This window comes from Pyxidicoccus caerfyrddinensis, assembly GCF_010894405.1.
Lineage (GTDB): Bacteria > Myxococcota > Myxococcia > Myxococcales > Myxococcaceae > Myxococcus > Myxococcus caerfyrddinensis.
Genome location: NZ_JAAIYA010000008.1, coordinates 218448 through 242447, shown reverse-complemented (window position 1 = coordinate 242447; position 24000 = coordinate 218448). Strand labels below are relative to the sequence as shown.

The window sequence follows — 24000 nt, the reverse complement described above, 5'->3', positions numbered from 1 at the left end:
GGAGTGGCGAGAGAAAGGTGGGCCTTCCGTAAGAGGCGCGCGACTCTACTGGAGCGTGGCCGGCATGGAAGCGGGACCGTACGCCGCTGCCAGGTACAGGAAGGCCGGGTTGATGCGCAGAATTCCGTCCACGTAGGCCACCGCGTACGGAGCGCCCGACGCACGGTCCACCTGCACCGCGCCCTCCGGGTGGATGCCCCAGTGGGCGAGCAGCGTGCGAGCCACCAGCTCCGCGGCCTCGCGCTCGGACAGGCCCTGCAGGCCCTCGCGGCGGTCTTCCGGCCAACGCTCGCCGGCGCGCGCATCGAACACCAGCTGGATGCCGCCGCCCGCGTCCGGAGACTGGAAGAGGTCCATCTTCGCGTCGAAGCCCCGCGCCGCGAGCAGCTCCCCCTGCTGACTGATGGGGAACAGCACCAGCGCCTGCGCCGCCTGGCCGGCTTCCACCACGGACTGGCGGGCCACCTCGCGGAACAGCTCGAGCCGCGTCGCCGGGGACTCGAACTCGAGGAACTCCGGCGGGTTGGTGAGAGCCTGTCGGGCGCTCATCGTGGCGCGCGCGGGCACGCCAGCCTCACCACAGGCGGTGAGGACGGTGACCAGCGAGAGGAGCAACCCAGGGAGCCAGCGACGCATGACGAGCGGGAATATACCGATCTCCCTCCGGATCAACCAGCTAAACTCGGAGGCATGCGTCCAGGGGAGTACCTCACCGTCGTCCTGCACCAGACGCGCTCGCCCGACAACCTGGGGGCCGTGGCGCGCGTCATGGCCAACTTCGGGTTTTCACGGCTGATTCTGTCGGACCCCGCCACCTACTCGTTCCGCGGCGCCGAGCGCCTGGCCGTGAAGAGTGACGCCGTGCTGGAGCGCATGGCCGTGGCGCGCGATCTGCCGGAGGCGCTGAAGGACTGCGTGTATGCCGTCGGCACCACGTCTCGCACCCAGCTCAAGGGGCGCACCGCCCTGACGCCGGAGGAAGCCGTCCGGAAGCTGGCGGAGGAGAGCCAGCGCGGGCGGGTGGCGCTCGTGTTCGGTGGCGAGCAGCGCGGCATGTCCGACGAGGAGCTGGCGCGCTGCACCGACGTGCTCGTCATCCCGACCTCGGATGTGCAGCCGTCCATGAACCTGGCGCAGTCCGCGGCGGTGCTGCTCTACCTCTGCCACCGTCAGGGGATGGAGCCGGCCGCGCCTGCCGTGGCGCAGGCGTCAGTGGAAGGCGCACGCATCGGCACGCTCAACGCGCTGGCGGCGCGCATGCGCGAGGTGCTGCTCAAGGCGGAGTTCCTCAACCCCCAGGCGCCGGAGCACGTGCTGAACGAGCTGGAGCTGACGTTGATGCGTTCGCGGCTCACCCAGCGCGAGGCGGAGCTGTGGCTCACGGCCTTCAAGCACGTGGGGCGCGCGGTGGCGCGGGGCACCTCCACCTGAACAGAGGGGATGCCCCGGCGCCGCGGGACTGCGAAGGGACGACGGCTTAGGCCGCCGCTTCCTTCTTGTACGTCTCGCCGTAGTGCTTCTCGCACAGGCCGGCCTTCATCGTCTTCACGCGGCAGTCGGGCTTGGAGCAGGTGCGGTAACGGGAGTGGGGCAGCTCGCCCTGCCGCCACTTCTTGAAGTGGAAGAAGCAGTAGCTCTTGGCGCGGTAGGGGCGCTTGCAGCCCTCAACCGTGCACGCCTTCTTGCCACTGCCCTTGGCGGTGCGCGGCCAATGGGTGAGCTTCGTCGTCTGAGCCTCGGCCATCTGGAACTCTCCTGCGAACGATGCGGAATCGCGGCGCCACACCGAGGTGGAACCCGCCGCCGGGTACGGAAAAAGGCGCACTGTCTAGCGCCCATGCAACCCGAACGCAAGGAGGCCGGAGAATGCCGGGAGCCCCAGAGGGGGCCGGCCCCCCGTCAGGGCATGGGTGCGCCGTCCTCTGAACCGTCGGCGTCCTCGTCCCCTTCCGGAGCGGGAGGGGGCCCCCGGAAGGCCTTGGTGCGGGGGACGGGCGACAGCAGGTCCTCCAGCACCGTCTGGCCCCGGGTGGGCTGGCGCTGCGGCGTGCTGGCGGCCAGGGTGGGAGCCGGCGCTTCCTCGGCCGGCATCTCCTCGAGCTTCACCGTCACCTTCATGGGTCGGCCCAGCCGGTGGACCTTGAGGCGCACGGGGCGGCCCACGCCACGAGCGGCCACCTGCCAGCGCAGCGTGTGGGCCCGCGACACGCGCCGCGAGTCCAGGCCGACGATGACGTCCCCGGCCTGCAGTCCCGCGCGCTCGCCCGGCCCGCCCTCTGCAATGTCCGTCACCACCACGCCCCGGCCGCGCGGCAGGTTGTAGGCGTCCGCCACCTCGGGCGAGAAGTCCTGCACGCTGATGCCCATCCACCCGCGGCGCACCCGGCCGTGGGCCTGCAGCTGCGGAATCACCGTCTTGGCGATGTCGATGGGGATGGCGAAGCCGATGCCCTGGCCCGCCACGTTGACGGCGTTGGCCACCGCCACCACGTCGCCGTGCAGGTCGAGCACGGGCCCGCCCGAGTTGCCCGGGTTGATGGACGCGTCCATCTGGATGTAGTCGAAGTCGCCGTCGCGGCCGTTGGGCGTCACGTCCGTGCGGCCCATGTAGCTGACCACGCCCACCGTCACCGAGTGCGTCAGGCCGAACGGGTTGCCAATGACGACAATCCAGTCCGCCGAGCGCACGTGCGTCGCCGAGGCCAGCTTCAGCACCGGCAGCCGGCGCGGGGCCTCAATCTTCAGGAGGGCGCAGTCGGTGCGGTCGTCCTGGCCCACCACGCGGGCGGGGTACTCCTCCACGCCGCCGCGCGGGTGCAGCACGGAGATGCTCACCTCCGTCGCGCCCTCCACCACGTGCGCGCTGGTGAGGATGTAGCCGTCCGGGTGGATGATGAAGCCGGAGCCGATGCCCTTCTGCGGCTCCTCGCCGGACACGGCCGTCTCCGCCGTCTCCTGCCTCGTGGTGATGGACACCACCGCCGGCATGGCCCGCCGCGCCACCTCGCTCAAGGTGGCGCGCTGTTGGTGCAGTGTGCGGTTCTTGGCTTCGAGCCACAGCCGCTCACGTCCGCGTCCGGCGGCCTGCGCTGGCAGCACCAGCGCGCTCACCAGCGCGGCAAAGAATACGACGCCCCTGACTCCGGCCCTGCCCATGGCCCCGCCTCCGCCCCAACACCGCCTGGGCGCAAGCTAGGGAGTGGGGATTTCCAGCGGAAGCGGGCCTGGAGGGCGATCTACTTCTTCTGAGCGATGATGCGGTTCACCGCAGCACGGTCCTCGGCGCTGATGCGCTCGCGGGGCGCCGCATCCGTCTTCCGGGAGACAGCGTCCTTCGCATCCTCGTACGCGTCCTCCAGTCCGTCCTTCACCCGGTCCACGGCATCCGGCTTCACGCTGCGCTTCCACGCCCGCTGCATGTGCTCCAGCGGCGTGCGGCCATCCACCTCGCCCGTCGACAGGAAGATGCCGAGTCCCACCGCGCAGGCCGTCCAGACGATGAACTTCAACGCTCCCATTCTCACAGCCTCCTACCTCTTCGTACATCGGCCGGAGGTGGCTGGCCAGTTTCCGACCGCGGGTGGGCGCAAGTCGCTGACAGGGCGGGGTGGGGCCCTTATGGTCCGCGGGCTTGCAACCCGAAGAACTCTTCCAATCGGCCCGTGAGCGGGCGGCGCAGCTGGACGTGGGACGTGGGGACGCGGCGGTGGAGCGCGTCCGGGCGGCGGCGGCCTCGCTTTTCGCCCGCATCCCCGAGCCCCCGGTGTACCGCCGCGCGGAGGACCCCTCGCGCAAGGCCGCGCAGGCGCTGCTGCCGGAAATGGAGCGCGTGCTGGCGGAGGCCCTGGCGGCCGGGCGGAACCCGGCGGCGACGGCCGCGCTGGAGAAGCTGGTGGCGGCGCTGCTGGCCCACGGCGAGGCGCTGTGCCACACGGCGGACGGCCGGCTGGAGGCCGCAGAGACGGCATGGCGGCGCGCGCAGGAGCTGGAGCGGGCGGCGCACCCCACGCGGCACCTGGTGACGGCGCCGCCGCGCCCGCCGCCGGTGTTCGACAAGGACTCCCGAGTCTCGCGGTATGACCCGCGCTCCGCGCCCCAGGCGACGGTGAAGCTGGTGTGCCCCAACACCGGCTGCAAGCGCTTGAATGACTTCACCTTCCTCACGAGCCAGGCCCACAACCCCTTCGTCTGCCCGGTGTGCCACACGCCCTTCCTCGCCTACTTCGGCGAGCTGCGCGGGCTGGAGGTGGAGGTCCGCCGCAGCTCGAAGCGCTACTTCTTCACCGTGGACGAGGTGGGCCCCGCGGGCACCACGCGCATCGAGTTCGAGGAGGCGAGCGGCCAGGAGTTCCCCGCCGCCCGGCGCGACCTGCTGGCCTTCCTCTACACGGAGGCGCGCGAGCTGAAGGTGGTGGTGAACCTCACCAACCATCGGCTCATGTGGGTGAGCCCGGCGTCCACGTGCTTCGTGGCGACGGTGGCCTTCGGCGAGGGCGCGCCGGAGCTGGTTGCCTTCCGTGCGTACCGGGACGACGTGCTGCGGAAGAGGGCGCTCGGACGCGTGTTCATCCGGGGCTACTATCGCTGGGGCCCCGGGGTGGCGGCGTGGGTATCGCGCCGTCCCATGGCCCGTGGCGGCGTGCGGTGGGTGTTGCGGCGGGTGCACGGCCGCCTGACGAGGAGTGGACTCGCGTGACGCAGGAAGGAATTGGAGCTCCACCGCCACCGCGGAAGGGCCTCGGCACGAAGGTGGTGCTGGGCCTGCTGGCGGCGCTGGGGCTGGCGGGCGTGGTGTACCTCGGGGTGATGGAGGCGCAGCGCGCGAAGCTGGTGCCGGACGGGACGTCCGCGCCCTCCATGGTGCTGGAGCGCCATGGCGGCGGGACGCTGAAGCTGGAGGAACTCAAGGGCCAGGTGGTGATGCTGGACTTCTGGGCCACCTGGTGCCCGCCGTGCCGCGAGGAGATGCCCTCGCTGGTGAAGCTGGCCAAGGAGTACGAGCCGCAGGGGTTGGTCTTCGTGGCGGCCAGCCGCGACGACGGGCCCCGGGCGCCCCGGCTGGTGGAGGCCTTCATGAAGCGCACCCTGCCGGACCTGCAGCCCTACGTCGTGTACGCGAGCGACGAGGTGGCCCAGGCCTTCCAGGTGACGGCGCTGCCCACGCTCTACTTCCTGGACCGCGAGGGCAAGGTGATGGACGCCCAGCGCGGCTCCATGTCCGAGGACGCCCTGCGCCGCCGCATCGAGCGCGCCCTGAAGCAGCAGTGAGCAGCCGGGGCGCACGGCGCCCCCACTGATTTTCGTCCAGAAAAAGGAGCGCATCGCATGTCCTGGGTCCTCACGCTGTCGCTGCTGGCCGCGGCACCGGCGCCAGGCGCTCCGGCCGCGAAGAAGGGCCCGGAAGTCGAGGCGCTACGCGCGAAGGCGACGAAGCTCTACCGCGCGAAGAAGTACGACGAGGCCTGCGCCCTGTTCGCGCACGTCGTGAAGCTCGCGCCGGAGCAGGGCTCCACGTTCGCGGACCTCGGGCTGTGCCTGCAGAAGCAGGAGAAGATGGATGCGGCGCGCGCCGCGTACCTCCGGGCGCTCAGGCTGAGCGACGCGGACCCCGTCACCCGCACCAACGTCTACTTCAACCTCGCCGCGTTCCAGGACGTGACGCCGCCCCAGGTCCGGCTGGAGTCGAGCCCCACGCCCCGGGGCCACATGCTCATGGTGCCCGCCAACGGCCCCTGCGCGCCGCTGCCGTCCTCGGAGCCGAGCTGCAAGAAGGAGCTGATGGCCTGCGTCGAGGAGTGGTCCTCCTCGAAGGACCCGGGCGCCTACGCGGACCTCCGGCACCTGACGGCGAGCGGCTTCAACCTGCGCATCTTCGGCGGGGGCAAGCCGGCCGGCGCCGTGAAGCGCGAGTCGGGGTTCTGCGACAACGCACCAGCCGTGGGCAGCGTCACCTCTCCGCCCCCGCAGACCTGCATCTTCTGGTCGAGCAATCTGGAGGACGGCGAGAGCTGCCAGACGAACGATGCGCCCTGCATGGCGGAAATCGACCTGCTCGCGAAGGACGAGGGGCACTGCAAGCTCGTCTACGTGGACCCGTGCAAGGGCCGCGTGGCCGTCGCCTGCGAGGGCGCCCGCTTCAAGGTGAAGAAGACCTGGGTGGGCGAGGTGATGGTAGTGCCCGCGAAGTAGGGGCGGGGCGCCATCGCTGGCGCCCCCACCCTGAAGGCACTGCTACTTCTTGTCCTTCTCCGGCGCCGGAGTCGTCCCGGGAGCGGGAGTCTTCCCCGGCGGCGGCTGCTGCCCGGCGGGGACGACCGTCTCCTTCGGCGCGGTCTCCACCTCGGAGCGGACGAGGCGGAAGTCGACGCGGCGGTTCTTCGCGCGGCCCAGCGCGGTGTCGTTGGTGGCGATGGGCCGGTCGAAGCCGAAGCCCTCGGAGCTGAGGCGCTTGCGGTCGATGCCCTTGCTCACGAGGTACTCCAGCACGGAGCGCGCGCGCTTGTCGGACAGGCTCATGTTGAGCGGGCGCGAGCCGCGGTTGTCGGTGTGGCCTTCGATGCGCACGGGGCCCAACGTGGGATTCTTCCGCAGCACCGTGGCCACCTCGTCCAGCAGCGGGTACGAGCGCTTCTGGATGACGGCGGAGCCCGTCTCGAAGAGCACGTTGCCCTTGATGCGGATGCGGTCCGACTCCACGAAGACATAGGGCGGCGAGTCGAACGGGCAGCCGTTGTTCTCAGGCGGGCCGAACTGGTCGGGGCAGTCGTCCTCGTTGTCGGGCACCTCGTCGCCGTCGGTGTCCGGGCAGCCGTCGTAGTCCTTGGGGCCGGGCTTGTCCGGGCACTTGTCGAACTCGTCGGTGATGCCGTCGCCGTCGGTGTCCTTCTCCGGGCAGCCCTTGCGCTCCTTGGGGCCCTTCTCCATGACGCAGCCGTCTTCACCGTCGACGACGCCGTCACCGTCGTTGTCCGGGTCCATGCAGCCGTCGTTGTCCTGGAACCCGTCCCGGTCCTCCGGCTCGGTGGGACAGCGGTCGCGGATGTCGGGCACGCCGTCGCCGTCCGAGTCGAGGAATGTCTCGTCGTAGCGAATCGCGAACATGACCCGCAGGGCCTCGCGCCCGTAGCCGCTGGAGAGGTTGATGCCGCGGCCCACGTTCAGCTCCAGGCCCCAGTTGCCCCACACCTTCGCGCGGGCGCCGACCAGCACCTCCCACGGCGACTTGAGCGAGTCCGCCTGGTCGAAGTTGAAGGGACGCACCAGCGGCGTGCCCAGGTGCATCTCCGCCACGCCCTCCACGTCCGTGAAGCGGCCCAGGTTGGGCAGCTCCGCGATGGCACCCGCGCCCACCGTCAGCTCGTCGTCCACGAGCAGGTTGAGGTACTGCGCATGAGGCCGCAGGCGCACGCCCACGTTGCCCAGCACGCGGAAGGGAATGGGGAGGAACGTGAAGCGCTGCTCCGCCGCCAGGCGCGGGGCCCAGAGCACGCCGCGCTCGCCGGTGAAGCTGGACGCGCTGCCGGTGGGCAGCCGCACCTCGGCCACGAGGGACAGGCCCACGGGGAACTTCTCGCGGTCCAGCAGGTGGACACGCGGCAACAGGCGGATGTCGCCCAGCGTGGTGCTGCTCACGCCCGCGGCGCCCGGGAAGTCCGGCGCGTCGAGCGCGTCGCTCAGCAGGTTGAAGTTGTCCCCCTGCAGCAGCGTGACGGGCAGGTCCACCGCCAGCTCCAGCCGCTCGTGCAGCTGGTACGCGAAGAGCAGGTGCGCGTCGAGCCGGTAGGGGAGCAGGTCCCCCAGCTTCTCGTCACCCAGCTTCAGCGCGAGGATGCGCCAGTTGAAGTCGAAGAGGAGCGCCCCGCGGAAGCTGCCGACGGGCTCGCCCGAGGCGGCGCCCTCCAGCGCGATGCCGCTGTGCTGCGCGGCGGTGGGCTTGACCGGGACTGCGTCGAAGCCACGGGAGAAGGGGTCGTGTTCCGCGCGGGCCGCCACAGTGAATAGCAGCAGGCCCAGGGTCGCGAGTCGGATGGCTGAGCCGCTCAGGATGCCTCGCATGGCTCAGGCTCTTAGCACTCGATACCGGAGGGCGGAAGCAAATGACCCACCCTCCGGTATCAATACAGCCGTGTGTTATTTCTCCATCACAGACTGCGCGGGGACGATTTCAATCGCATCCGGGCGCAGGGGCAGCTTGAAGGTGGAGAGGGCCTCGTCCTGCTTCAGCAGCGCGTCGTCCTTGGGCGAGGCGTAGGTGATGGGCGAGGGCTTGCCAGCGCGCAGCGCCTGCGCGAGCCCGTCCGCATCCTGGGTGACGAAGGCGAAGTTGAGCGCGTCCGGGTGGACGTGGCGGCGCAGCGCCTCCTGCACCGTCTGCGGCGTCATCTTCGCGAGCGCCTGGCGGTACTGCTCCAGGAAGTTCGGCGTGCCGTAGTAGAGCGAGTCGATGGCGTAGCCCAGGCGCCGCTGGTCCGTCTGCTCCCAGAGGCGGGTGTAGCCCTGGAGGTAGCCCTTCATCAGCTCGAGGCGCTCCTGGGGAATGCCCTCCTTCACCAACTGGTCCAGGAAGTACACCGCGCCACGGGTGGCGAACACGCCGTTGGCGGGCACCACCGGGCGAATCCAGATGGAGTGGAGCTGCTGCGTGCGGGCGATGTTGGTCCGGTTGTACGTGGAGCCGGGGTCCTCGATGAAGTTCTCCGCGTAGGCGTAGTTGCCGTAGTTGAGTCCGCGCTTCTCGCGCAGCTCGTTGAAGAGCACGCCGAGGAACTGCCGGTGCTCACCCAGGTGGGAGAAGGCCAGCGCGAGCGGGAAGAAGTCCGGGTCCCCACGGCGCACGGGCGTGACGTAGCCCATGCTGACGGCGGTGGAGAGGGTGGACTTCTGGACGATGACGGCGCGGCCGCTCGTCGTGGGCACGGGCGGCAATTCCACGAGCGGGGCGCCCTGGGCGGGCAGCGCGGACAGGCGCGAGGTGAGGGCCTGCTTCAGCGCGTCGTCCACCGGGCCGGCGAGGCCGATGACCAGCCGGTCCTGCGTGAAGACGCGCCTGGCGTGGGCCTTCACGTCGTCCAGCGTAATCGCCTTCAGCCCCTGCACGGTGCCGCCGACGAAGTGCGCGTACGGGTGGCCCTGGTAGAGCAGCGCATCGAGCGCCACCTTGCCGAGCGCCTCGTCATTGGCGCTGCGCAGGCCGTTCTCCACGTCGCTGATGGCGTTGGCGCGCAGGCGCTCCAGCTCGGCGGCGTCCAGGCGCGGGTTGAGGACGACGTCGGTGAGGATGTCGAGGAAGCGCGGCAGGAAGTCCTTGTGGACGCGGCCGGAGAAGGTGGTGAACTCCTTGTCGGTGTACGCCCCCAGCTGCGCGGCCATGGGGTAGAGCGCGTCCAAGAGCTGCGCGGACGTGAGCTTCTGCGTGCCACCCTGGGCCATCAGCGTGGCGGTGAGGTCGGTGAGCCCCTCCTTGCCCTTCGGGTCATCCACCGAGCCCGAGTGGAAGACGAGCCGGAACGCGACGATGGGCGTGTCCGGGCGGGCCAGCACCACCAGCTCCATGGGCTTGGGCTGGCGCAGCGGCACGGCGGGCACGGCCTCCGGACGCGCGGGCGGCTGCGGCTCGGCGGGCTTGGCCTGCTCCAGCGCGGCGGAGGACGGCACCGCGGGGGGCGGCGCATTCGTGTCCGGAGGCGGAGTCTGGGTGGTGGCGCAGCCGGCGAGTCCCAGCAGGGCGGCGAGCGAAACGAGAGCACGGGTCTTCATCACTTCGTCCCTCCGGCGCCGGCCGTCTTGGGGGTGAGGCTGAGCTCGATGAGTCTGTTGGCGGTCAGGTACTTCTTGGTGAAGTCCTGGAGCTGCGCGGGCGTCACCTTGGCCAGGTTCTGCAGGTGGCGCTGGAGCCCGTCGGGCATGCCGAGGATGCCGGCATACAGCGCCAGGCGGATGCCCACGTCGCGGGGGGTCTGCAGCGACATCAGCAGGCCGTAGCGCGAATGGTCCTGGATGGCCTTCACGCGCGCGGCGTCCACGCGGCCGGCGGCGAGGTTGCTCACCTCCTTGAGGAGGGCCAGCCGCACCTGCTCGCGCTGACGCTCGTCCTTGAGCGTGGCGGTGAGGCTGAAGAGGTGCGGGTCTCTGTGCTCGCCGTAGTCACTGCCGATGTCCTCCACGAGCTGCTTGTCCAGCACCAGCGACTTGTACGCGGGGCTGGTGGGACCGGTGAGGTAGTCCACGAGCACCGTCTGCAGCGCGGCGTCCATGGTGGTGGCGGACGCGGCCGGGGTGCGCCAGGCCAGGACCTGGCGGGGCTGGGTGGGCTGAGGCCAATCGATGTGCGCGCTGCGCGGGCCGCCCTGCGGAGGCTCGGCGGGGACCTTCACGTTGGCGACCTTGCGGTCCCACGGGCCGTAGTTCTCGCGGACGAGCTGCATCACCTTCGCGTCGTCGAAGTCACCGACGATGAAGAGCAGGGTGTTGTCGGGGGTGTACCAGCGCTGGAAGAAGTCGCGGCTGTACTGGTAGGCCTGGGGCATGGCCTTGATGTCGTCGTAGAAGCCCAGGGTGGTGTGCCGGTACGTGTGGCGCTGGAAGGCGGCGGCGTTGAGCTCCTCCTCCATCTTGAGGTACGGCGCGGCGGCGTTCTTGTGGTACTCGCCGAGCACCGCGAGCGCCTCCGTCTGGAAGGCGGGCTCGGCGTACTCGAGGTTGCGGAAGCGGTCCGCCTCCAGCTCGATGAGCTGCGGCAGGCCAGAGGACGGACCGTACGAGTAGTAGACGGTGACGTCGTCCATGGTGAAGGCGTTGTCGTCGTAGCCGAAGGTGCCCATGACCTTCTCGCGCGAGCCCTCGGGGTGGGTCTTCGTGCCCTTGAACATCATGTGCTCGAAGAAGTGGGCGAAGCCCGTCTTGCCGGGCTCCACCTCGTTGCGCGAGCCCACGCGCACGACGGTGACGTAGGCGATGATGCCCTGGGACGGGTAGGGCACGCGCACCACGGTGAGGCCGTTGGGCAGCTTCTCCGTGTTGAGGGTGTAGGGGAAGGAGGCGGTCGGCCCGGACTGGGCGGCGGCCGGCAGGGCAGTGCCCAGCAGGAGCAGCAGGAGAGGGAGCAGTCGACTCATTCGGGGTCCTCGTGGCCGGGACACGACCCGGCGGGGAGGCGACCCTACGACGGCCCGGTCGTTGGGGGTGCAGCTTGTGACGCGAGTGTCCGGCGGCGTGCGCCGAAGTGTGGGGCGGGAGGGTCAGGAGGATTGACGGACCCCCGTCAGCGGTTAATGTGAGGAGGCGCGGTTGAAGCGGACCGCGCGGCAGTCGCAGTGGCAGTCAACCCAACCGGGGGCGACCTGGTTTCGACGGGGGCATTGAAGTTCGAGACGCGTGCCGAGCTTGTCTGGTAGCTCGTAAATCCAACCCGGCAGAATCACAAAAGCCAACGACAACGTTGAGCTCGCGCTGGCTGCCTAAAAACAGCTTCTAGTGCGCGGTCCCCCCGCCCTCGGCCTGTGGGGTTGGGTCAGACCGTCATAATGCAGGCTGGCTGCCAAGGGTGCCTGGGCCCGAGGTGGCGAGATCTTTCCAGGACCGGCTCGGAGTATCCCGTCCGTGGGAGCCTCCGGGACGTAGCAAATCGCGGACTACGCACGTAGGGTCGAAGAGCAGAAGGCTTTCGGACGCGGGTTCGATTCCCGCCGCCTCCAAGCAGCAAAGAACCCCGTGGCACCGCAAGGTGCCACGGGGTTTTGTTTTGCGCGGCACCGCCAGTCCGGCTTTCGTCACCGGCCTCCTGCGCCTGGAGAGCGAAGGAGAGGCTCTCGCGCCTGGACGGCTCGGTCTGCGGCATCGTGACGGTCGTCTTCCTCGTCACCCGCAGCATTCGTGATGCGAGGAAGGAGCACTTCCGTTTTCTCGGGTACGAGCTGGGACCACGGGTCTACAAGAAGACCGGCCAGAAGTACCTGGGAGTCCGGCCCTCGAAGAAGGCAGTGGAGCACGCCCGAGAGGAGGTGAGCCGAATCCTCTAATGCGGCAGTCGAGGGGGAGCTTCGGTATGGAGGCCTCGCGTTCGAGCCGTCAGCGCGCTGGCTCCGTCTTCCAGGAGCCGATGATATGGTCCAGGGTGGTGGAGTTTTCGTAGGCGGCCGTGCCCACCAGTGTTGCCGTCCGTCAGCACCTGGAAGGGGCCCTGGCCCGTACCATCGGGGAGGGTGACGCGCATGACGGCGCAGTGCGTGCCTTGCATCCTGGGCTGCTCCTGCCGCTGGTGCGAGGTCTCAGGCCCGGAAGGTGCCCTCGCCACCGACTTCTCCAGAGATGGGCTTCTTCGGACGTCGCGCCATGGCTAGTCCCTCCGGCGGGAACCCGCCCCCCCTTCAATGAGAGGCGAGGGTTCCACATCCGCCATCACGGCGGCTAGGCTCTCGGGCTTCAGCGGCGCGTCCCGCCGCCAGGATTCCAGCAACGCGGCGCGTGCCACCCGCTGGAAGAGATCTGAATACGAATAGGGAACGGGCCGCTCGCTCTGCTTTACCAGCCGGTTGATGTCGGCCACCGTGTGTGGGCACCCCGTGAGGAGTTGCTCGAAGATGGCCCGGCGCTCGGCGGCTCCCGGGCGGGAGAACTCGAGTACGAGCGCGGCGCGGCGTCGGACCGCGGGATCCAGCGCGCCGATCCGGTTGGTGATCATCACGACCCCGATCCGATGTTCCTCCCGCTGCAGCAGGTCGAGCTGCTTGATGAGCACGTTGAGGCCCGCCCGATCCTCGTGGTGCGCCTGGAGCTCCGCGCGACTGAGCGCGAGATCGTCAGCCTCGTCAATGACGAGGAGCCCGTAGTCCTTGCGAACCTTCGCCTTCGCCTGGGAGAAGGCGTCGGTAATACGAGCCGAGAGCTCGCCCACCATGCCGGTCCCACGGATGTCGGAGGGCGTCTCGAGCACCACCACCTTCGACCCCAGCTCTTTCGCCACTGGCGTGCCGACCGACGTGGCGAGCGCGGTCTTCCCACAGCCCACCTCACCGCTCAAGATCACGAGCGGCGTTGACCGCCGGGCCGACTCCGCCAGGGGAAGTCCGTCCGAATGGTGGCGCTTCAACCACTGATCGAGCCGCTCCGGCGCGAGCAGGAGCAATAGCTCGTCCCGCAGCTGCTGCTTTTGCATGTCGATGCCGAGGAGACCATCGAAACGCTCCTGCGCTTGCTTCGAGGGATGCACCGATTCCAACAGGTTCAATGGAGCCATTACCAAGCCCCCACGCGATTACGAATGACGCCATACTCATCGCACGAATAGGCGCGGTCCCGCGTCTTCTCCCCCTTCAGGTAGGCTGCGGGAGAGGTCCAGTTCCGTGCCTTGATCTCCGCCTCAATCTCGTCAGGCAGCGGGCGCTTGAACGACACGACAAGTGAGGCCTTGGTGCCATCCGGGAATGCATGAAGCTGCATCCCGCCCGACCGGCCCGCCTCCTGGAGCGAGCCGTCATCGCTCACATCGTAGTGGAACCCGCGGACGGGCTGGTCCGGCGCCTCAAGCTGGAGCTCGAAGCTGGAGATCACCTCGTTGGACAACATCCAGGTGAGATCTTCCCGCCACTTCGCAGCGCTCTCGTGGGACGTGAACCCGCGCGTCGCGAGCCCCGTGATGTCCGCGAAGACGTGCTTCATCACCTCACGGACCCGGGCCTCGGTGGCCGTAGAGCTCCTCGATGCCGCCTGCGTTTGCGTGTACGTCACGAATTCTCCTCGCAGTAATGCTTGAAGGGATTGCCGAACAATTCGACGAGCGACTCTAGGCTCTCGCTGTCGTCGTCCCGGTGGTCCGCCGCGATGGCGCGGTTGATGGCGTCGAAGCCCTCCTCGAGCCAGTCTCCGAGTTCCTCGACCTGGAACGAGTTCCACTGCGAGACGATGTTGTTGTCGGCGTTGACGGGGTCGAGCACCGTCCAGAGCGCGTCCGGTGACGCCGGGGGCTTGGGGCCGAAGTCGGCGAAGGCCACCAACTCCCTCCGTCGCACCGTGCCGGCGAGCAGATCGAACCAGCGCGCGAGGGTGCCCGCGTAGGTCTCCTCGACCGCGCAGCGGTCGTACGCATGCGCGCACAGCAGGTCGAGCAGGATGGACGGGACGTCCTCGATGACGCGGGCATGAGCCTGACGGAACTCGCGCCACCACTTCAGCAAGCGGACGCACTCGTTGAAGCGGACGCGGCCCGGCAACTCGTTGCTCGTGCGGTTGCGCCGGGTAACGAACTCGATGTGCTTCTGCACGGAGGTTCGGCGCCTCTTTCCGTCGCCACGCAACAGGATCTGCGCCTCGTCGTTCCCCGGGACCGCCAGCATTGGGACCAGGTCGTAGCGGAGCTTGCTGGCCGCGAAGTCCAGTTGGATGGAGCTCTTCGTTGGCATTCGCTTCGTCTGCGGATAACAGGTGGCGGCGTATCGGTCGAAGCGTCCGAGGAGTTCGTCGATCCGCACGCCGTCCGCGTCCTTGGGCGAGATGACGAACGGCAGATCCACGTCCTGCCCCTCGACCGACGAGTCACCCACCAGGTGTCTTCGCAAACCGGTCTTCTTGGCGAACGATCCGGAGTTCGGGGTGGATCGCACGGTCAGTCCGTCCTTCTCGGCCTGGTTGCCAATCCGCTCTCGGATTTCACCTGACTGTTTGATGATGAGTTCATCCTTGTCGCCTCCGCGGATCCAATCAACAAAGCTGCTCATCCGGCGGTGCAAGGGGCTGCGCGTGCTCAACTGTGTCATGTAACACCTCTCATGAGGGATGCGTCGACGGTCGCACCGTGTGCACTCACGCGACCTCCATCTGCTTGTCGGTGGGTTTGAAGGCCTGTGCACCTTGCTCGATACAAGCCACCGATAAATGGGCCGGTCGCTCTTCAGGAAGTCGTAGACGTAGCAGGGCGGCAGCGTGGCAGAGGCAGGATTTGCATCTGGATGTCATCCATCCTTTTCGCCTCCGCGCTATTTGAAGATCTTGATGGAGCGCCGGCCCTCGAATGCCGCCTGTAGACTGAGCCGCCACTTGTAGCGGGGCCGCTCCGAGGGAAGGCCGTAGTTGTAGACGAAGCATTCAGGCAACCAGCTCGCAGTGAGCGCGTCCCCCAGGTAGAAGGCCAGGCTCACGGGGACGGCAGCGAAGAGGTGCACGCTCTCCGGACGGCGAGCCGGGTCCTTGTTGGCTGTGATGTGCTTGCCAAGCGTCTCGCGAATCACCTGCACGTAGTCCCTGAGTTGCTCCTCGTGCCGCACGCTGCCCTGCCCTGCCTCAGCGAGCGCGAAGTTCAGGTCCAACATCACGTCCGAGTCAGGAAGCACGTGCCGACAGTCATCCAAGTCGACGAGCGCGGACACCGAAACGCAAATTCGGGCAGCTTTGCCCGCCCCTCGCGTCTGCACTTTCACGTTCAGCGGCGGAGCTGGGGTGTCCGATCCGGGCTCCCACTGGAACCGGCCCGAGACGCATTCGAAGACGCGCACCTGGCGGGTCTTCGCCAGGTATCCCGCTAGCACCGCCAACGGCACGAACGGGAAGCCGTAATAGCCGATATCGGCACCCCGCTCCGCGAAGGTACGCCGGAGTTCGCCATCTCGTGCCGCCAGCCGTCTCACCTCCGCCTCCAGGTTCCTCCAGTCGCGCTGTTCCAGCCCCACTGTCTGGTCGATGGCCACCATGCGAGGCTCCCGACCCGCGAAGAGCGCGGGCGCATCCGCGGGCCCTGGCTGCTCGGTTGCGTGCTTGTAGGCTTCGTGGCGGATGAGGATGAGCGGCCGTTGCGATGGAACCGGCGCGGGCGGCGGCTCGCTGGAGGAGGTGAGCCTGTCCTGGGCCCGTTCACCTGCCTCTTCCGTCTGAGCCGATGAGTTCGACGGTGCAGGCCGGAGCAGCACTCCCGTCGCCCCGGCGCGCATGTACAGGGCAGGGGTGCACCATTCGAATGAGTCAGGCACCTTCGACCGTATGGCCAGTCGGCCTTCGGTGACCGCGTCATCGATCGAGGCTCCCTCCGCGAGGCGGGCGTAGAACTCCTCTGTAAATGCCGTCGCCGCCTGATCGGAAATTGCGAACTGCATGGCGATGACCGCGGCGACTCCCTGGGAGACCAGCGCTCCAGCGACGCTCCCGTGGCCATCGACCGACAGTGCCCCGCGCGCTGACTGGCACGCGTTGAGGACCACCAACTGCGGAGCGAGGAGGCCACTGAAGAGCTCCGCGACGTCCCGCGAGCGCAGCGGCACGGGGCCACCCTTGTCATCCCGCAGGTATACCCACCCGCTCCCGGTGTGCTCATCCACCTTGCCGTGCCCCATGAAGTGAAGCACGTGAGGGTGGAAGACGCGGAGCTTGCGCCGCAACTCCTGGCGGGTGGGCATGTCCAGGGAATCGCATTGGACACCGGAGATGCTGGAGAGGGCATCGGTGATGCTGTCCTGCTCCGCTTGGTACTGGAGACCGCCATACCCGCGAGCTCCTGCGCGGACCAGCAGCACCCGTAGAGGTGAAACGAACGTTGGTGACCGGGGCGGTTGTGTCACATCCAGCCAGCGGACGATCGAGAGACGATGGTCCAACGCCGCGTGGCGAGCCGGGAAGAATTGGGAGATCCGCAAGACATCCCAGGGAAACTCGGCAAGCCACGCGAGTTCGGCGTCATCGGGGTCGAAATGCAGACAGAGGCGCAGACGCTGCTGGTGCTCTTCGGATGAGAAGAGCGCGCCCAGCGAGGCCGTCAGGACGTCGCGCACCCGGCCCGGCGGGAAGATCGCCTCGTACAATTCCTCGCCAAGCCGCGCGAGCTCACAATCGATCGCCACGTCACGTGAGCCCGAATGCAGCAACGCCGCCGGAATCTGGCGATGCAACTCCCGCAGGCGAGACAGGGGCAGGAGCAGCGGCGTGGTCGCGCTGGCGCTGCCGACCGAGGTGGAGTCCACGGCGACGCGGTACGAATCCGCCTCGCTCTGCGTGAAGCGTAGGTGAAGTTCCTTGTAGCTGTTCATGGAGTACGAGTGAGGGGCCGGTTTCAGGACTCAAGTCCTGGCGCAGCTTCTTGCGGGTTTGTTCCCGAAAAGGCTTGCCACGGATCTTGGGCACGAGCGCGACCACGCGCCACCTGAATGATGTTTACGAGGGAGCGTAAACATCTTTCCGGAGATGACTGACGGAAAAGCCCAGCTTTCGTTGCTAGCTTGGAGCTGTCATGAACGAGCTGCATTTCAAGATCATCGCCGAGACGAACGCGCTCGCCGCGAAGTACAGACAGAAGTTCGACGGGGATCTAGAGGGCGAGTTGGGCGCTTGGCTTGAGATCGCGGCACGCCGGGAGGCGCTCGTGTACCAGGTGTATGGCGAAGCGCAGCGCAAGGTGCGCCTGCCCGACCCCAAGAGCGGTGCGGAGCACGCGGCCTGGGATGCGTTGACAGAGATCTGGCAACAGGAGGCGATACACACGGAGTTGACACGTGCGCGCCTCGCTTCCGGGCTGGTGAGCCTCGGGGGCGGGCCGCTTGCGCCCGCAGTGCTTCAGGCCATCGGCACGCTCGAGGGGCGGCTGCTGTGCAGCCTCACTCCGGCGCGGCCGTCCTTGGGCCAGGCCCTCGCTCGGCTCTTCGTCATGGCCGGAGCAGTGCTCGTCCCGGGGACCGTGCCCGAGTTTACGCGGGAGCTCGGCACGATGAATGCGCGCGAGTTCTTCGGGCTTGCTGCGACGTTGGAGCTGACCGCGAGGCAGACCTACCGGCGAATGAGCGACTTGTTGAGTTCGCTTCGGGCGAAACGGGAGGAACCCTCCGTGCAGCTTCAAGGGCTTCAGCGTGAGTTGCATCGCGCGTACCTCGACGAGGACTTCCACGAGAGGGCCTTTCTCCGGATGACCAGCTGGATGGATGCTGCCGGACGGTTCAAGCGCGGGTTGAGCGAGCAGGAGTGCGTCCAGCAGATATGCGATCTGCTGCCACAGGCGCCGGAGCCCATCCGAGGGACCGAGCCTCGCGGGAATTCGACCTATGTGGTGACGGATGGAGGGGTTGGCGCGCTCGCCAAGCGGCACGGCATCGAACTCGTGGTGGTTCCGGAGGAGTAATCCATGTTCAACGCGAGCAGTGAATGGCTGGACAGGATGCGGAGCGTCGGTGACCCTGGCGTGGACGAGCTGATCGCCGAGCACGTCGCGACCCGGGGCCCGGAGTCGCTGGATCGTTTGCTGCGCGAGTTGTTTCGCACCCAGCGGATGTCTGAGGCCGATCCATTGGTGCGCAGCTACCTGATGGCGCTGCCCCGCATCGACGTCGTAGATCAGGACGTGATCGCCAGAGGGCAGCACCTCTTCGGTCTCTATGGACCGGAGGTGCTCATGATCCTGGGCTCCTATTCCCTGCCACTGGCCTACGCCGCGGGCCACGGCGTCCAGGTGGTGTATCGTTCACGCCGGCTGAAGGACGACCCCATCCGCCGTCTCTGCGACACGGCGCAGATGGTCTTGAATGTCATGCAGCCCGGTGAATTGGAGGAGGGAAGGGTGGGGTGGCTCGCGACGCGCAAGGTCCGGCTGATTCATGCGCTCGTGCGACGGCGTGTCCAGTTGGATGCCGCCAACCCCTGGTGCGCGGAGTGGGGGCTACCGATCAATCAGGAGGATCAGGCTGGAACGTTGCTGACCTTCTCCATCGCCACCCTGCACGGGCTCAGGAGAATGGGGGCAAGGGTGACAGCGGCGGAAGCGGACGCGTACATCACGGCGTGGTCCGCGGTGGGGCGCCTCCTCGGGGTGGACCCCTCGCTCCTGCCCTCGGGCGAGGAGGAGGCAACCCTCCTGGCGCTGCGGATAGGCGCGCGCCAGGTCCGCCCCACGCCGGAAGGACGTCAACTGACGGCGCAGTTGCTGAGTTCGGTGCAGACGCTGTTCCCAGTCCCGGGGTATGCCGCGAGCCTGACCCATTTCTTCCTCCAAGATACGGTCTTTGGAAAGAACGTGGGCGCGGCGCTGGAGCTCCCAAAGGCGAACTGGACGAGGTGGTTTGTGACGGTCAGGGCGGCCCAGAAGCGGACGATCCTGCGCTGGCTGGACTGGGTTCCGGGGGCGCGGCGACGTCGCAGTTGGGTGGCCAGACAGTTCGCCCAGCGCATGATTCTCCACAAGCGCCCGGATGCGGATACCCCCTTCGAGGTGCCGAAGACCTTCAGGGGGCGTTGGGGCCTGCACGCGGACCGGTAGCGCCGTTGCGTCAGTCTGCTTTGGCACGAGCCGCGCCACGGCAGACCTCCAGCAACTCCTTCCGGCTGCGCACGCCCAGCTTCACCTTTGCCCGCCCCAAGAGCACGCGCACCGTCGAGGGAGCGATCCCCAATTCGTAGGCGATCAGCTTGTCGTGGTGCCCGAGCTGGGCGTATCCGACGATCTCCTTCTCACGCTTGCTCAATAGCGCCGGGCCGGGCGCGGTGGGCTCGTTCTGGCGGGCGATGATGTAGCGCTCGCCGTTCTGCTCGATCTGGTCAACCAGCGACCAGCGCCCGGCCACGAGCGCCTTCCTGATCGCCAGGGATTTCTCCGGGTCCTTTGCTCGAAGGGGCCCACGCGACTTCTCGAGCATCAGCACCGCATGCCGCAAAAGGTCGCGGGCGTGCTCGCTTCGCGCTTCCCCGGTCGCGTCGTGGAGCTTGCCGCTGGGGTCGAAAATGGCTTCGGGGTCGGTGCGTGCCCGCCCCGGCGGGAGCCCCTTCAGCGCGTGTCGCAAGCGAACGGCGGTGGAGAGGTGCGCGGCGACACGTCCCCATTGCTGCACCTGCGCCGCCGACGCCCGGGTGAGCCGCGCCCGGCCCGCGTGAAATCCACAGCCCCGTCCGGAGGGCTCTGCGGCGGTGATCCAGAAGGAGTCGTACATCCCGAACTTCTGGGCGTACTGCTTCATGTGCGGCTCATCCAAGAATCCCCGCCGCATTCCCATCATCTGGCTGCCGGTGATGCAGGGCCCCATGCGGAAGGGCCGTTGGCGGATTTCGGGATCCATGGTCTGGAAGATGGTCGGGTAGATCGCCGCGAGCTTTTCCGGAATACCCAGGCGGCATCGTTGCACCACCTCCGGCAGTCCATCTCCCGGCCGGTAGAACTCGAAGGCGGCCACTCCGAAGCCGTCGTCGAGATGAGGAAGCACCGCCTCCGCGAGCCCTGCCAACCACGCAGCGTCTTCAAGATCCACGCGGTAGGCGGCCTCCACGATGCTCAGTAGATCAGCTTTGGCCATGCGACTGTCCCTGGGCAGACCTGAATAATACGACATTCGGGCGTCGGCGTGGCTTGACCCAAGTGTCGACCGGCATCGTCCCACACGGCCCTGGTTGCGGTAGGCTATCCGAGATAAGTCCTGTCAGGGGAAGTATCGCTGCTCGCCCGTAGGGGCAAGAAGGCGCGGCGGAGGGCGTCACAAACGTCGGTGTGTCACGCTGACATGCTCCGAGCGCAAGCACGTCCAGCGGGCCCTCCAGCAGGAGAAGCGGGCAGAGATGGCGCTGCGTGCCACCATCGTCTTGCGGAACGTCCAGGGGCAGAGCGCCACGGTATTGCGCGCACCCTGGGGTTGCCGAGCGTACGGAGTACCGCTGCCGGCAGCGTTGGTGGCAGCGGAGGTTGGAGGGGCTGGCCGACGTGTCAGGAGCAGGCTCGCCGCGCGGAGGCGCAGGCACGGCTACGCACGGAGGAGCAGCGCGCGCTGGAGGCCGTGGACCGCGCGCACCTGACGGTGAAGGAGTTCTTCACGCGTGGCGTGTCGGCGGTGTACCGTGTCGCCATCTTCATCGCGCTGCTGGCGCTGCTGGTGACGTTCTTCCTGCCGGAGCAGCCGATGCGGCGGGACCAGTGGGCCGAACCCTCCGGGGCGGAGTCGCTCACCTCGACTTCAGGGCGGCCAGCCTGAACTCCTTCACGAAGTCCTCCTTGCGCCTCAAGCTCTGCGTCGAGAACAAGTCGCTTTGCGTCCTCAGGGCATGAACGAGCTTCTGCCTTGGGACTTCCGTCTCGCGGACCGATTCTCCATGCAGGTTCTCGAGGGTGGACATGAACGTCTTGAGACGCCGCGGCTTCTTGCCGCTTCCCTTCCGGATGAAGCCGTTCCAGAGCGTCTTGGGCGTCGCGTTCAGACTGCCATGGTGGCCCACCTTGTAGACGTCCACATCCGCGAGAAGCTTCTTTATGCGCTTCTGGCAGAGCGCATAACGCCAGTTCTCGATTTGCGCATCCCCCGGGAACAGGAGCTTCTTGTCGCAGGCCTCGAACAGCAGGATGACGCTCGTGTTGTTCAACACCTTGTCGAGAGACCGCACGAGCTCGAGCAGCTGGTATCCCCGCTCGGCGTTCAGGCGCTTGATGAACCACCTCGTCTCGGGTGGCTGCGCTTCATGCGAGAGGACCCTCGCCCCGGGGAACAGCGTCTTCGCGGCTCCCGCCGGGCGCTCTGTGGCGAGCTGCACGAGATGCCAGAACTCATCCGGGTCTTTTGGGCGCTGCCGCGAAATCTCCTGGTTCTGGACAAGCGTCGGCGGCCCCAGGACGTGCACCTTGACGCCGGGCAGCAGCTTCGTGAGCTGCTGGGCCTTGGAGCCGAACTGGACGAACTCGCACGGTAGGGATAGCAGGTTCTTCACCGCCTCGGCGTTCGCGAGGTTGTCTTCTCCCATGAACTGGAGCTGCTTCCTCAAAGCGGGGCTGAAGAACCTGCCTGTCGCGGGCAGTTCGCTCCTTCGCGGCCCGGTACCGGGCCAGTCACGCTCGGTCCTGGAATCACCTTCCCCCGGCCCGCCCACCGCATCCAGCCCGTCATCGGGAGGCTCCGCGCGGAGCGCCTCGCAGACAGCGCGTGCTACCTCCTGCATCCGGAAGAGCGAGCGGACATGTCTCCGTGAGGAGAGGTCGAACCCCTCATGAGCGTCGTCCGGAGCCTCGCGGGCATTTATGGCCGCGTCCGGGTGCTCGGTCCACGGCAGGACGACGAGCCCTGGGGAGAGGTCACGGATGATCTTCCAGCTACGCCCCGCGAAGCCGGAGATGTGGTCACGGTGCCGGTGGGTGGCGACGATGGCGTCGAGCTTCCCGTTGCAGGTCCTCGCGATGTGCTCCGCGATTTCCTTCATCTGGTTGCCCCCCCGGGCGTCGGCCTTGGTGGTGCCAAAGTCGATGAGGACGTGACGGTTGAACCGGCGATACGCGAACCGGAGGAGGAAGCAATCGCCGAACCCCACGCGGTACGACCAGAGCCGGACAGACACGGGCTTGTCCATGTTCACCATTCCTCCTGGGCGACCGTCATGGCATCCAGCCCGCGTAGTCGGTGGATGGAAGCGAACCGGTGGACATCCCGGGTGTCCCGCTGGAAGTGCCCGCGTTCCCAGAGTGACTTCAGTCGCTCCGACTGTTTCTTCTGGACCTCCTCTCGGGGGGCGTCCAGAACCCTGTCACCGATGACGTATTTGACCTGTCCGTACTCGCCGAAGATGACCGTCGCGCCCCCTATGAGCATGACGGGCTGGTCTACTTGCATGCCCACCGGGGCCTCGATTTCATAGGAGCCCAGCTCTCCCGCGGGGAGGGTGACCTGCTGCAGCACCTCCACCACTGTCTCCCGCAGTGGGAAGCCATCCTCGGGGGCCACCCGGATGCAGGGCCGAACGGAGAGGATGCGGGTATAGCCCTCGTCGGCCAGGCCCAGCGCACGTCGGTTCTCCCAGACGAACCGGAAGACCTCGTCAGGGTCTCGCTGCATCGACTCGAACCGGCTCCGCTCGTAGTTGAAGCGCAGCTTCGGGGGCGCCCACCGGCCCTGCGCTCCCCCACGGGTGGTGGGAAGGATGCCGAACTTCTTAAACGAGTCCAGGAGGTGGTGTCGGAAACGATAGGTGTCCGTGGGTCGGATTTCGTAGTCGGCGGTCAGCATGGCGCTCAGGTACGCGCCGAACACCAGATGGACGGGCGGGCAGTAGTCGAGCGCACGGATGACCATCGTGAGCAGATAGTCCGCCGCCCGCGCCCCTTCCTCGGCGGCCCGGACCCTGTCCACGACCTTGGCGCTCGTGTCGAACACCAGCGCTTCCAGTCGTTCCGCCCAGACCTTGATGAAGGCCCGCATGATGGCGGCGACGAGGACTTCTCCTCGTCGGTGCGGCTCTTGGTAGGCCGGCGTCTGCAGCAGCTTCGCGTCCGGCGCGAGCCCCACCGAGTGTCGGAGGGCACTGCGCCCGATGGCGTCCATCTCCCGTCCGAACTCCTTGCCAAGACCGGTGAGGACGGACTTCTGGAGCTCGTCGAACGTGATGTCGCGAGCCGACAGCGGCCTTGCGGTCCCCCCTTCGCCGCCGTCTCCGAACTTCAGGTCCATCAGGGCCTGGACGACCTCGGGAAGGGAAAACACGGACAGCAGTGCCACCACATCCGCGAAGCCTTCGTGAAAGGCGGCCTGGTCCGGGGACGAGGGCTCCATGTACCGGGTGCGCAACCCATCCAGCAAGGCATGCGTGGTTTCGTGGACGACGATGTCGTGTGAAAGGCAGGTGAAGACCGTCCGGCTGCCATCTCTCGATGGGAAATGACCGAACAAGAGGGCCTCGTCCCGGCGCGAGTAGAAGGCGTTGACGTCCGAGAAGGCGTGCGGCGCGACCTTTATTTGATGGCCGGAACTTCTGAACCCCCAGCTGACCCGCCGGCCCAGCGCGAACTCGAAGCGAGCCAGTGTCCGCATGACGAGCGCATACACATTCTGTGCATGAAAGCCTGGGTCATTCAGGATGATGTCGTCTGGAACTTCTCCTCCGGGCTCGTTCGTCCAGTCCTTGGAAGGGTCCTGGTAGTCCAGGGGCGCATAGAGCGTACGCGAGGAGGCATCGTAGTCAATGACATGCACGCGGTAGCCGCGAGGTCCGGGCCCCAGCTCCTCGGCTGGCACATCCACTTCGGCGGTGAGGATTCTGCCCCTCAGTCGGACAGAGGGGTCCTGTGCAACGATTCTCAGC

At 67.5% G+C, this 24000-nt stretch carries 22 protein-coding genes and 1 other RNA gene; 9 read left to right on the top strand and 14 right to left on the bottom strand.

Annotated elements, in window-relative coordinates; translation table 11 throughout:
• Positions 1-45: 45 nt before the first annotated feature.
• Positions 46-636, bottom strand: a complete 591-nt coding sequence (locus G4D86_RS20710; protein ID WP_163995715.1) for a hypothetical protein — start codon at positions 634-636, stop codon at positions 46-48.
• A 54-nt stretch (positions 637-690) separates the two neighbouring features.
• Between G4D86_RS20710 and G4D86_RS20705 the strand changes: the two genes are divergently transcribed.
• Positions 691-1431, top strand: a complete 741-nt coding sequence (locus G4D86_RS20705; RefSeq protein ID WP_163995714.1) for an RNA methyltransferase — start codon at positions 691-693, stop codon at positions 1429-1431.
• A 46-nt stretch (positions 1432-1477) separates the two neighbouring features.
• Here the strand turns inward: G4D86_RS20705 and G4D86_RS20700 are convergent, their stop codons facing one another.
• The 3 genes from G4D86_RS20700 to G4D86_RS20690 all read right to left on the bottom strand — a co-directional run bounded on the left by G4D86_RS20700 (position 1478) and on the right by G4D86_RS20690 (position 3518).
• Positions 1478-1744: a vegetative protein gene (locus G4D86_RS20700; RefSeq protein ID WP_163995713.1), complete on the bottom strand. Its 267-nt coding sequence runs from the start codon at positions 1742-1744 to the stop codon at positions 1478-1480.
• Positions 1745-1899: 155 nt separating this feature from the next.
• Entirely contained in the window at positions 1900-3156 is a 1257-nt protein-coding gene (locus tag G4D86_RS20695; RefSeq protein WP_163995712.1) for a S1C family serine protease, read from the bottom strand.
• Between the two features lie 80 nt (positions 3157-3236).
• Positions 3237-3518 carry a hypothetical protein gene (locus G4D86_RS20690; protein ID WP_163995711.1) on the bottom strand — a complete coding sequence of 94 codons (282 nt, stop codon included), beginning with the start codon at positions 3516-3518 and terminating at the stop codon, positions 3237-3239.
• A gap of 113 nt (positions 3519-3631) precedes the next feature.
• On the opposite strand from G4D86_RS20690, the gene G4D86_RS20685 reads away from it, so the two are divergent.
• From G4D86_RS20685 to G4D86_RS20675, 3 genes are read left to right on the top strand one after another with little or no spacing between them, the layout of a single operon-like run.
• Positions 3632-4696: a CFI-box-CTERM domain-containing protein gene (locus G4D86_RS20685; protein ID WP_240360375.1), complete on the top strand. Its 1065-nt coding sequence runs from the start codon at positions 3632-3634 to the stop codon at positions 4694-4696.
• Complete coding sequence (locus G4D86_RS20680; protein WP_205519660.1) at positions 4693-5268, top strand: TlpA family protein disulfide reductase; 576 nt, start codon at positions 4693-4695, stop codon at positions 5266-5268. Before G4D86_RS20685 ends, G4D86_RS20680 begins: the two co-directional genes overlap by 4 nt.
• Before the next feature lie 57 nt (positions 5269-5325).
• On the top strand, positions 5326-6189 hold the full coding sequence (locus tag G4D86_RS20675; RefSeq protein ID WP_163995709.1) for a tetratricopeptide repeat protein: 864 nt from the start codon (positions 5326-5328) through the stop codon (positions 6187-6189).
• Between the two features lie 42 nt (positions 6190-6231).
• Here G4D86_RS20675 and G4D86_RS20670 read toward each other — a convergent pair whose 3' ends face one another.
• The 3 genes from G4D86_RS20670 to G4D86_RS20660 form a co-directional block, all read right to left on the bottom strand.
• Entirely contained in the window at positions 6232-8055 is a 1824-nt protein-coding gene (locus G4D86_RS20670) for an OmpA family protein (protein WP_163995708.1), read from the bottom strand.
• 75 nt (positions 8056-8130) lie between these two features.
• On the bottom strand, positions 8131-9756 hold the full coding sequence (locus G4D86_RS20665; protein ID WP_163995707.1) for a M16 family metallopeptidase: 1626 nt from the start codon (positions 9754-9756) through the stop codon (positions 8131-8133).
• The gene (locus G4D86_RS20660) at positions 9756-11114 is read right to left on the bottom strand and encodes a M16 family metallopeptidase (protein WP_163995706.1); all 1359 of its coding nucleotides are present in this window, start codon (positions 11112-11114) and stop codon (positions 9756-9758) included. The genes G4D86_RS20665 and G4D86_RS20660 overlap by 1 nt, the downstream gene beginning before the upstream one ends.
• Before the next feature lie 216 nt (positions 11115-11330).
• Here G4D86_RS20660 and ssrA point away from each other — a divergent pair.
• Together ssrA and G4D86_RS20650 are read left to right on the top strand one after the other, a co-directional pair.
• Positions 11331-11694: a transfer-messenger RNA gene (gene ssrA / locus G4D86_RS20655) on the top strand.
• Between the two features lie 143 nt (positions 11695-11837).
• Positions 11838-12017, top strand: coding sequence for a hypothetical protein (locus G4D86_RS20650; protein ID WP_163995705.1), 180 nt, complete (start codon positions 11838-11840; stop codon positions 12015-12017).
• Between the two features lie 317 nt (positions 12018-12334).
• Here the strand turns inward: G4D86_RS20650 and G4D86_RS20645 are convergent, their stop codons facing one another.
• The 4 genes from G4D86_RS20645 to G4D86_RS20630 all read right to left on the bottom strand — a co-directional run bounded on the left by G4D86_RS20645 (position 12335) and on the right by G4D86_RS20630 (position 17006).
• The gene (locus G4D86_RS20645; protein WP_163995704.1) at positions 12335-13234 is read right to left on the bottom strand and encodes an ATP-binding protein; all 900 of its coding nucleotides are present in this window, start codon (positions 13232-13234) and stop codon (positions 12335-12337) included.
• Positions 13234-13725: an HORMA-1 domain-containing protein gene (locus G4D86_RS20640; RefSeq protein WP_163995703.1), complete on the bottom strand. Its 492-nt coding sequence runs from the start codon at positions 13723-13725 to the stop codon at positions 13234-13236. Before G4D86_RS20640 ends, G4D86_RS20645 begins: the two co-directional genes overlap by 1 nt.
• Complete coding sequence (locus G4D86_RS20635) at positions 13722-14750, bottom strand: CBASS oligonucleotide cyclase (protein WP_163995702.1); 1029 nt, start codon at positions 14748-14750, stop codon at positions 13722-13724. The genes G4D86_RS20640 and G4D86_RS20635 overlap by 4 nt, the downstream gene beginning before the upstream one ends.
• 219 nt (positions 14751-14969) lie before the next feature.
• Positions 14970-17006 (bottom strand): CHAT domain-containing protein, encoded by a 2037-nt coding sequence (locus G4D86_RS20630; RefSeq protein WP_163995701.1) that lies wholly within the window; start codon positions 17004-17006, stop codon positions 14970-14972.
• Between the two features lie 200 nt (positions 17007-17206).
• On the opposite strand from G4D86_RS20630, the gene G4D86_RS20625 reads away from it, so the two are divergent.
• Both G4D86_RS20625 and G4D86_RS20620 read left to right on the top strand, forming a co-directional pair.
• Positions 17207-18088 carry a hypothetical protein gene (locus G4D86_RS20625; RefSeq protein ID WP_163995700.1) on the top strand — a complete coding sequence of 294 codons (882 nt, stop codon included), beginning with the start codon at positions 17207-17209 and terminating at the stop codon, positions 18086-18088.
• 3 nt (positions 18089-18091) lie between these two features.
• Positions 18092-19219, top strand: coding sequence for an oxygenase MpaB family protein (locus G4D86_RS20620; RefSeq protein WP_163995699.1), 1128 nt, complete (start codon positions 18092-18094; stop codon positions 19217-19219).
• 10 nt (positions 19220-19229) lie between these two features.
• Here the strand turns inward: G4D86_RS20620 and G4D86_RS20615 are convergent, their stop codons facing one another.
• Entirely contained in the window at positions 19230-20246 is a 1017-nt protein-coding gene (locus G4D86_RS20615) for a helix-turn-helix transcriptional regulator (RefSeq protein ID WP_163995698.1), read from the bottom strand.
• A 474-nt stretch (positions 20247-20720) separates the two neighbouring features.
• Between G4D86_RS20615 and G4D86_RS20610 the strand changes: the two genes are divergently transcribed.
• Positions 20721-20915, top strand: a complete 195-nt coding sequence (locus tag G4D86_RS20610) for a hypothetical protein (RefSeq protein WP_163995697.1) — start codon at positions 20721-20723, stop codon at positions 20913-20915.
• On the opposite strand, the gene G4D86_RS20605 is transcribed toward G4D86_RS20610, so the two are convergent.
• Positions 20887-22275, bottom strand: a complete 1389-nt coding sequence (locus G4D86_RS20605; protein WP_163995696.1) for a ComEC/Rec2 family competence protein — start codon at positions 22273-22275, stop codon at positions 20887-20889. The two genes, G4D86_RS20610 and G4D86_RS20605, sit on opposite strands and share 29 nt — an antisense overlap.
• A gap of 2 nt (positions 22276-22277) precedes the next feature.
• Positions 22278-23729 carry a gluzincin family metallopeptidase gene (locus G4D86_RS20600; protein WP_163995695.1) on the bottom strand — a complete coding sequence of 484 codons (1452 nt, stop codon included), beginning with the start codon at positions 23727-23729 and terminating at the stop codon, positions 22278-22280.
• Between the last annotated feature and the right edge of the window lie 271 nt (positions 23730-24000).

Excerpts from the sequence above, each read along its gene's own strand:
- G4D86_RS20710 (WP_163995715.1), bottom strand. The coding sequence starts at position 636 with ATGCGTCGCTGGCTCCCTGGGTTGCTCCTCTCGCTGGTCACCGTCCTC.
- G4D86_RS20705 (WP_163995714.1), top strand. The coding sequence starts at position 691 with ATGCGTCCAGGGGAGTACCTCACCGTCGTCCTGCACCAGACGCGCTCG.
- G4D86_RS20700 (WP_163995713.1), bottom strand. The coding sequence starts at position 1,744 with ATGGCCGAGGCTCAGACGACGAAGCTCACCCATTGGCCGCGCACCGCC.
- G4D86_RS20695 (WP_163995712.1), bottom strand. The coding sequence starts at position 3,156 with ATGGGCAGGGCCGGAGTCAGGGGCGTCGTATTCTTTGCCGCGCTGGTG.
- G4D86_RS20690 (WP_163995711.1), bottom strand. The coding sequence starts at position 3,518 with ATGGGAGCGTTGAAGTTCATCGTCTGGACGGCCTGCGCGGTGGGACTC.
- G4D86_RS20675 (WP_163995709.1), top strand. The coding sequence starts at position 5,326 with ATGTCCTGGGTCCTCACGCTGTCGCTGCTGGCCGCGGCACCGGCGCCA.
- G4D86_RS20670 (WP_163995708.1), bottom strand. The coding sequence starts at position 8,055 with ATGCGAGGCATCCTGAGCGGCTCAGCCATCCGACTCGCGACCCTGGGC.
- G4D86_RS20665 (WP_163995707.1), bottom strand. The coding sequence starts at position 9,756 with ATGAAGACCCGTGCTCTCGTTTCGCTCGCCGCCCTGCTGGGACTCGCC.
- G4D86_RS20660 (WP_163995706.1), bottom strand. The coding sequence starts at position 11,114 with ATGAGTCGACTGCTCCCTCTCCTGCTGCTCCTGCTGGGCACTGCCCTG.
- G4D86_RS20645 (WP_163995704.1), bottom strand. The coding sequence starts at position 13,234 with ATGGCTCCATTGAACCTGTTGGAATCGGTGCATCCCTCGAAGCAAGCG.
- G4D86_RS20635 (WP_163995702.1), bottom strand. The coding sequence starts at position 14,750 with ATGACACAGTTGAGCACGCGCAGCCCCTTGCACCGCCGGATGAGCAGC.
- G4D86_RS20630 (WP_163995701.1), bottom strand. The coding sequence starts at position 17,006 with ATGAACAGCTACAAGGAACTTCACCTACGCTTCACGCAGAGCGAGGCG.
- G4D86_RS20625 (WP_163995700.1), top strand. The coding sequence starts at position 17,207 with ATGAACGAGCTGCATTTCAAGATCATCGCCGAGACGAACGCGCTCGCC.
- G4D86_RS20620 (WP_163995699.1), top strand. The coding sequence starts at position 18,092 with ATGTTCAACGCGAGCAGTGAATGGCTGGACAGGATGCGGAGCGTCGGT.
- G4D86_RS20615 (WP_163995698.1), bottom strand. The coding sequence starts at position 20,246 with ATGGCCAAAGCTGATCTACTGAGCATCGTGGAGGCCGCCTACCGCGTG.
- G4D86_RS20605 (WP_163995696.1), bottom strand. The coding sequence starts at position 22,275 with ATGGACAAGCCCGTGTCTGTCCGGCTCTGGTCGTACCGCGTGGGGTTC.
- G4D86_RS20600 (WP_163995695.1), bottom strand. The coding sequence starts at position 23,729 with ATGCGGACACTGGCTCGCTTCGAGTTCGCGCTGGGCCGGCGGGTCAGC.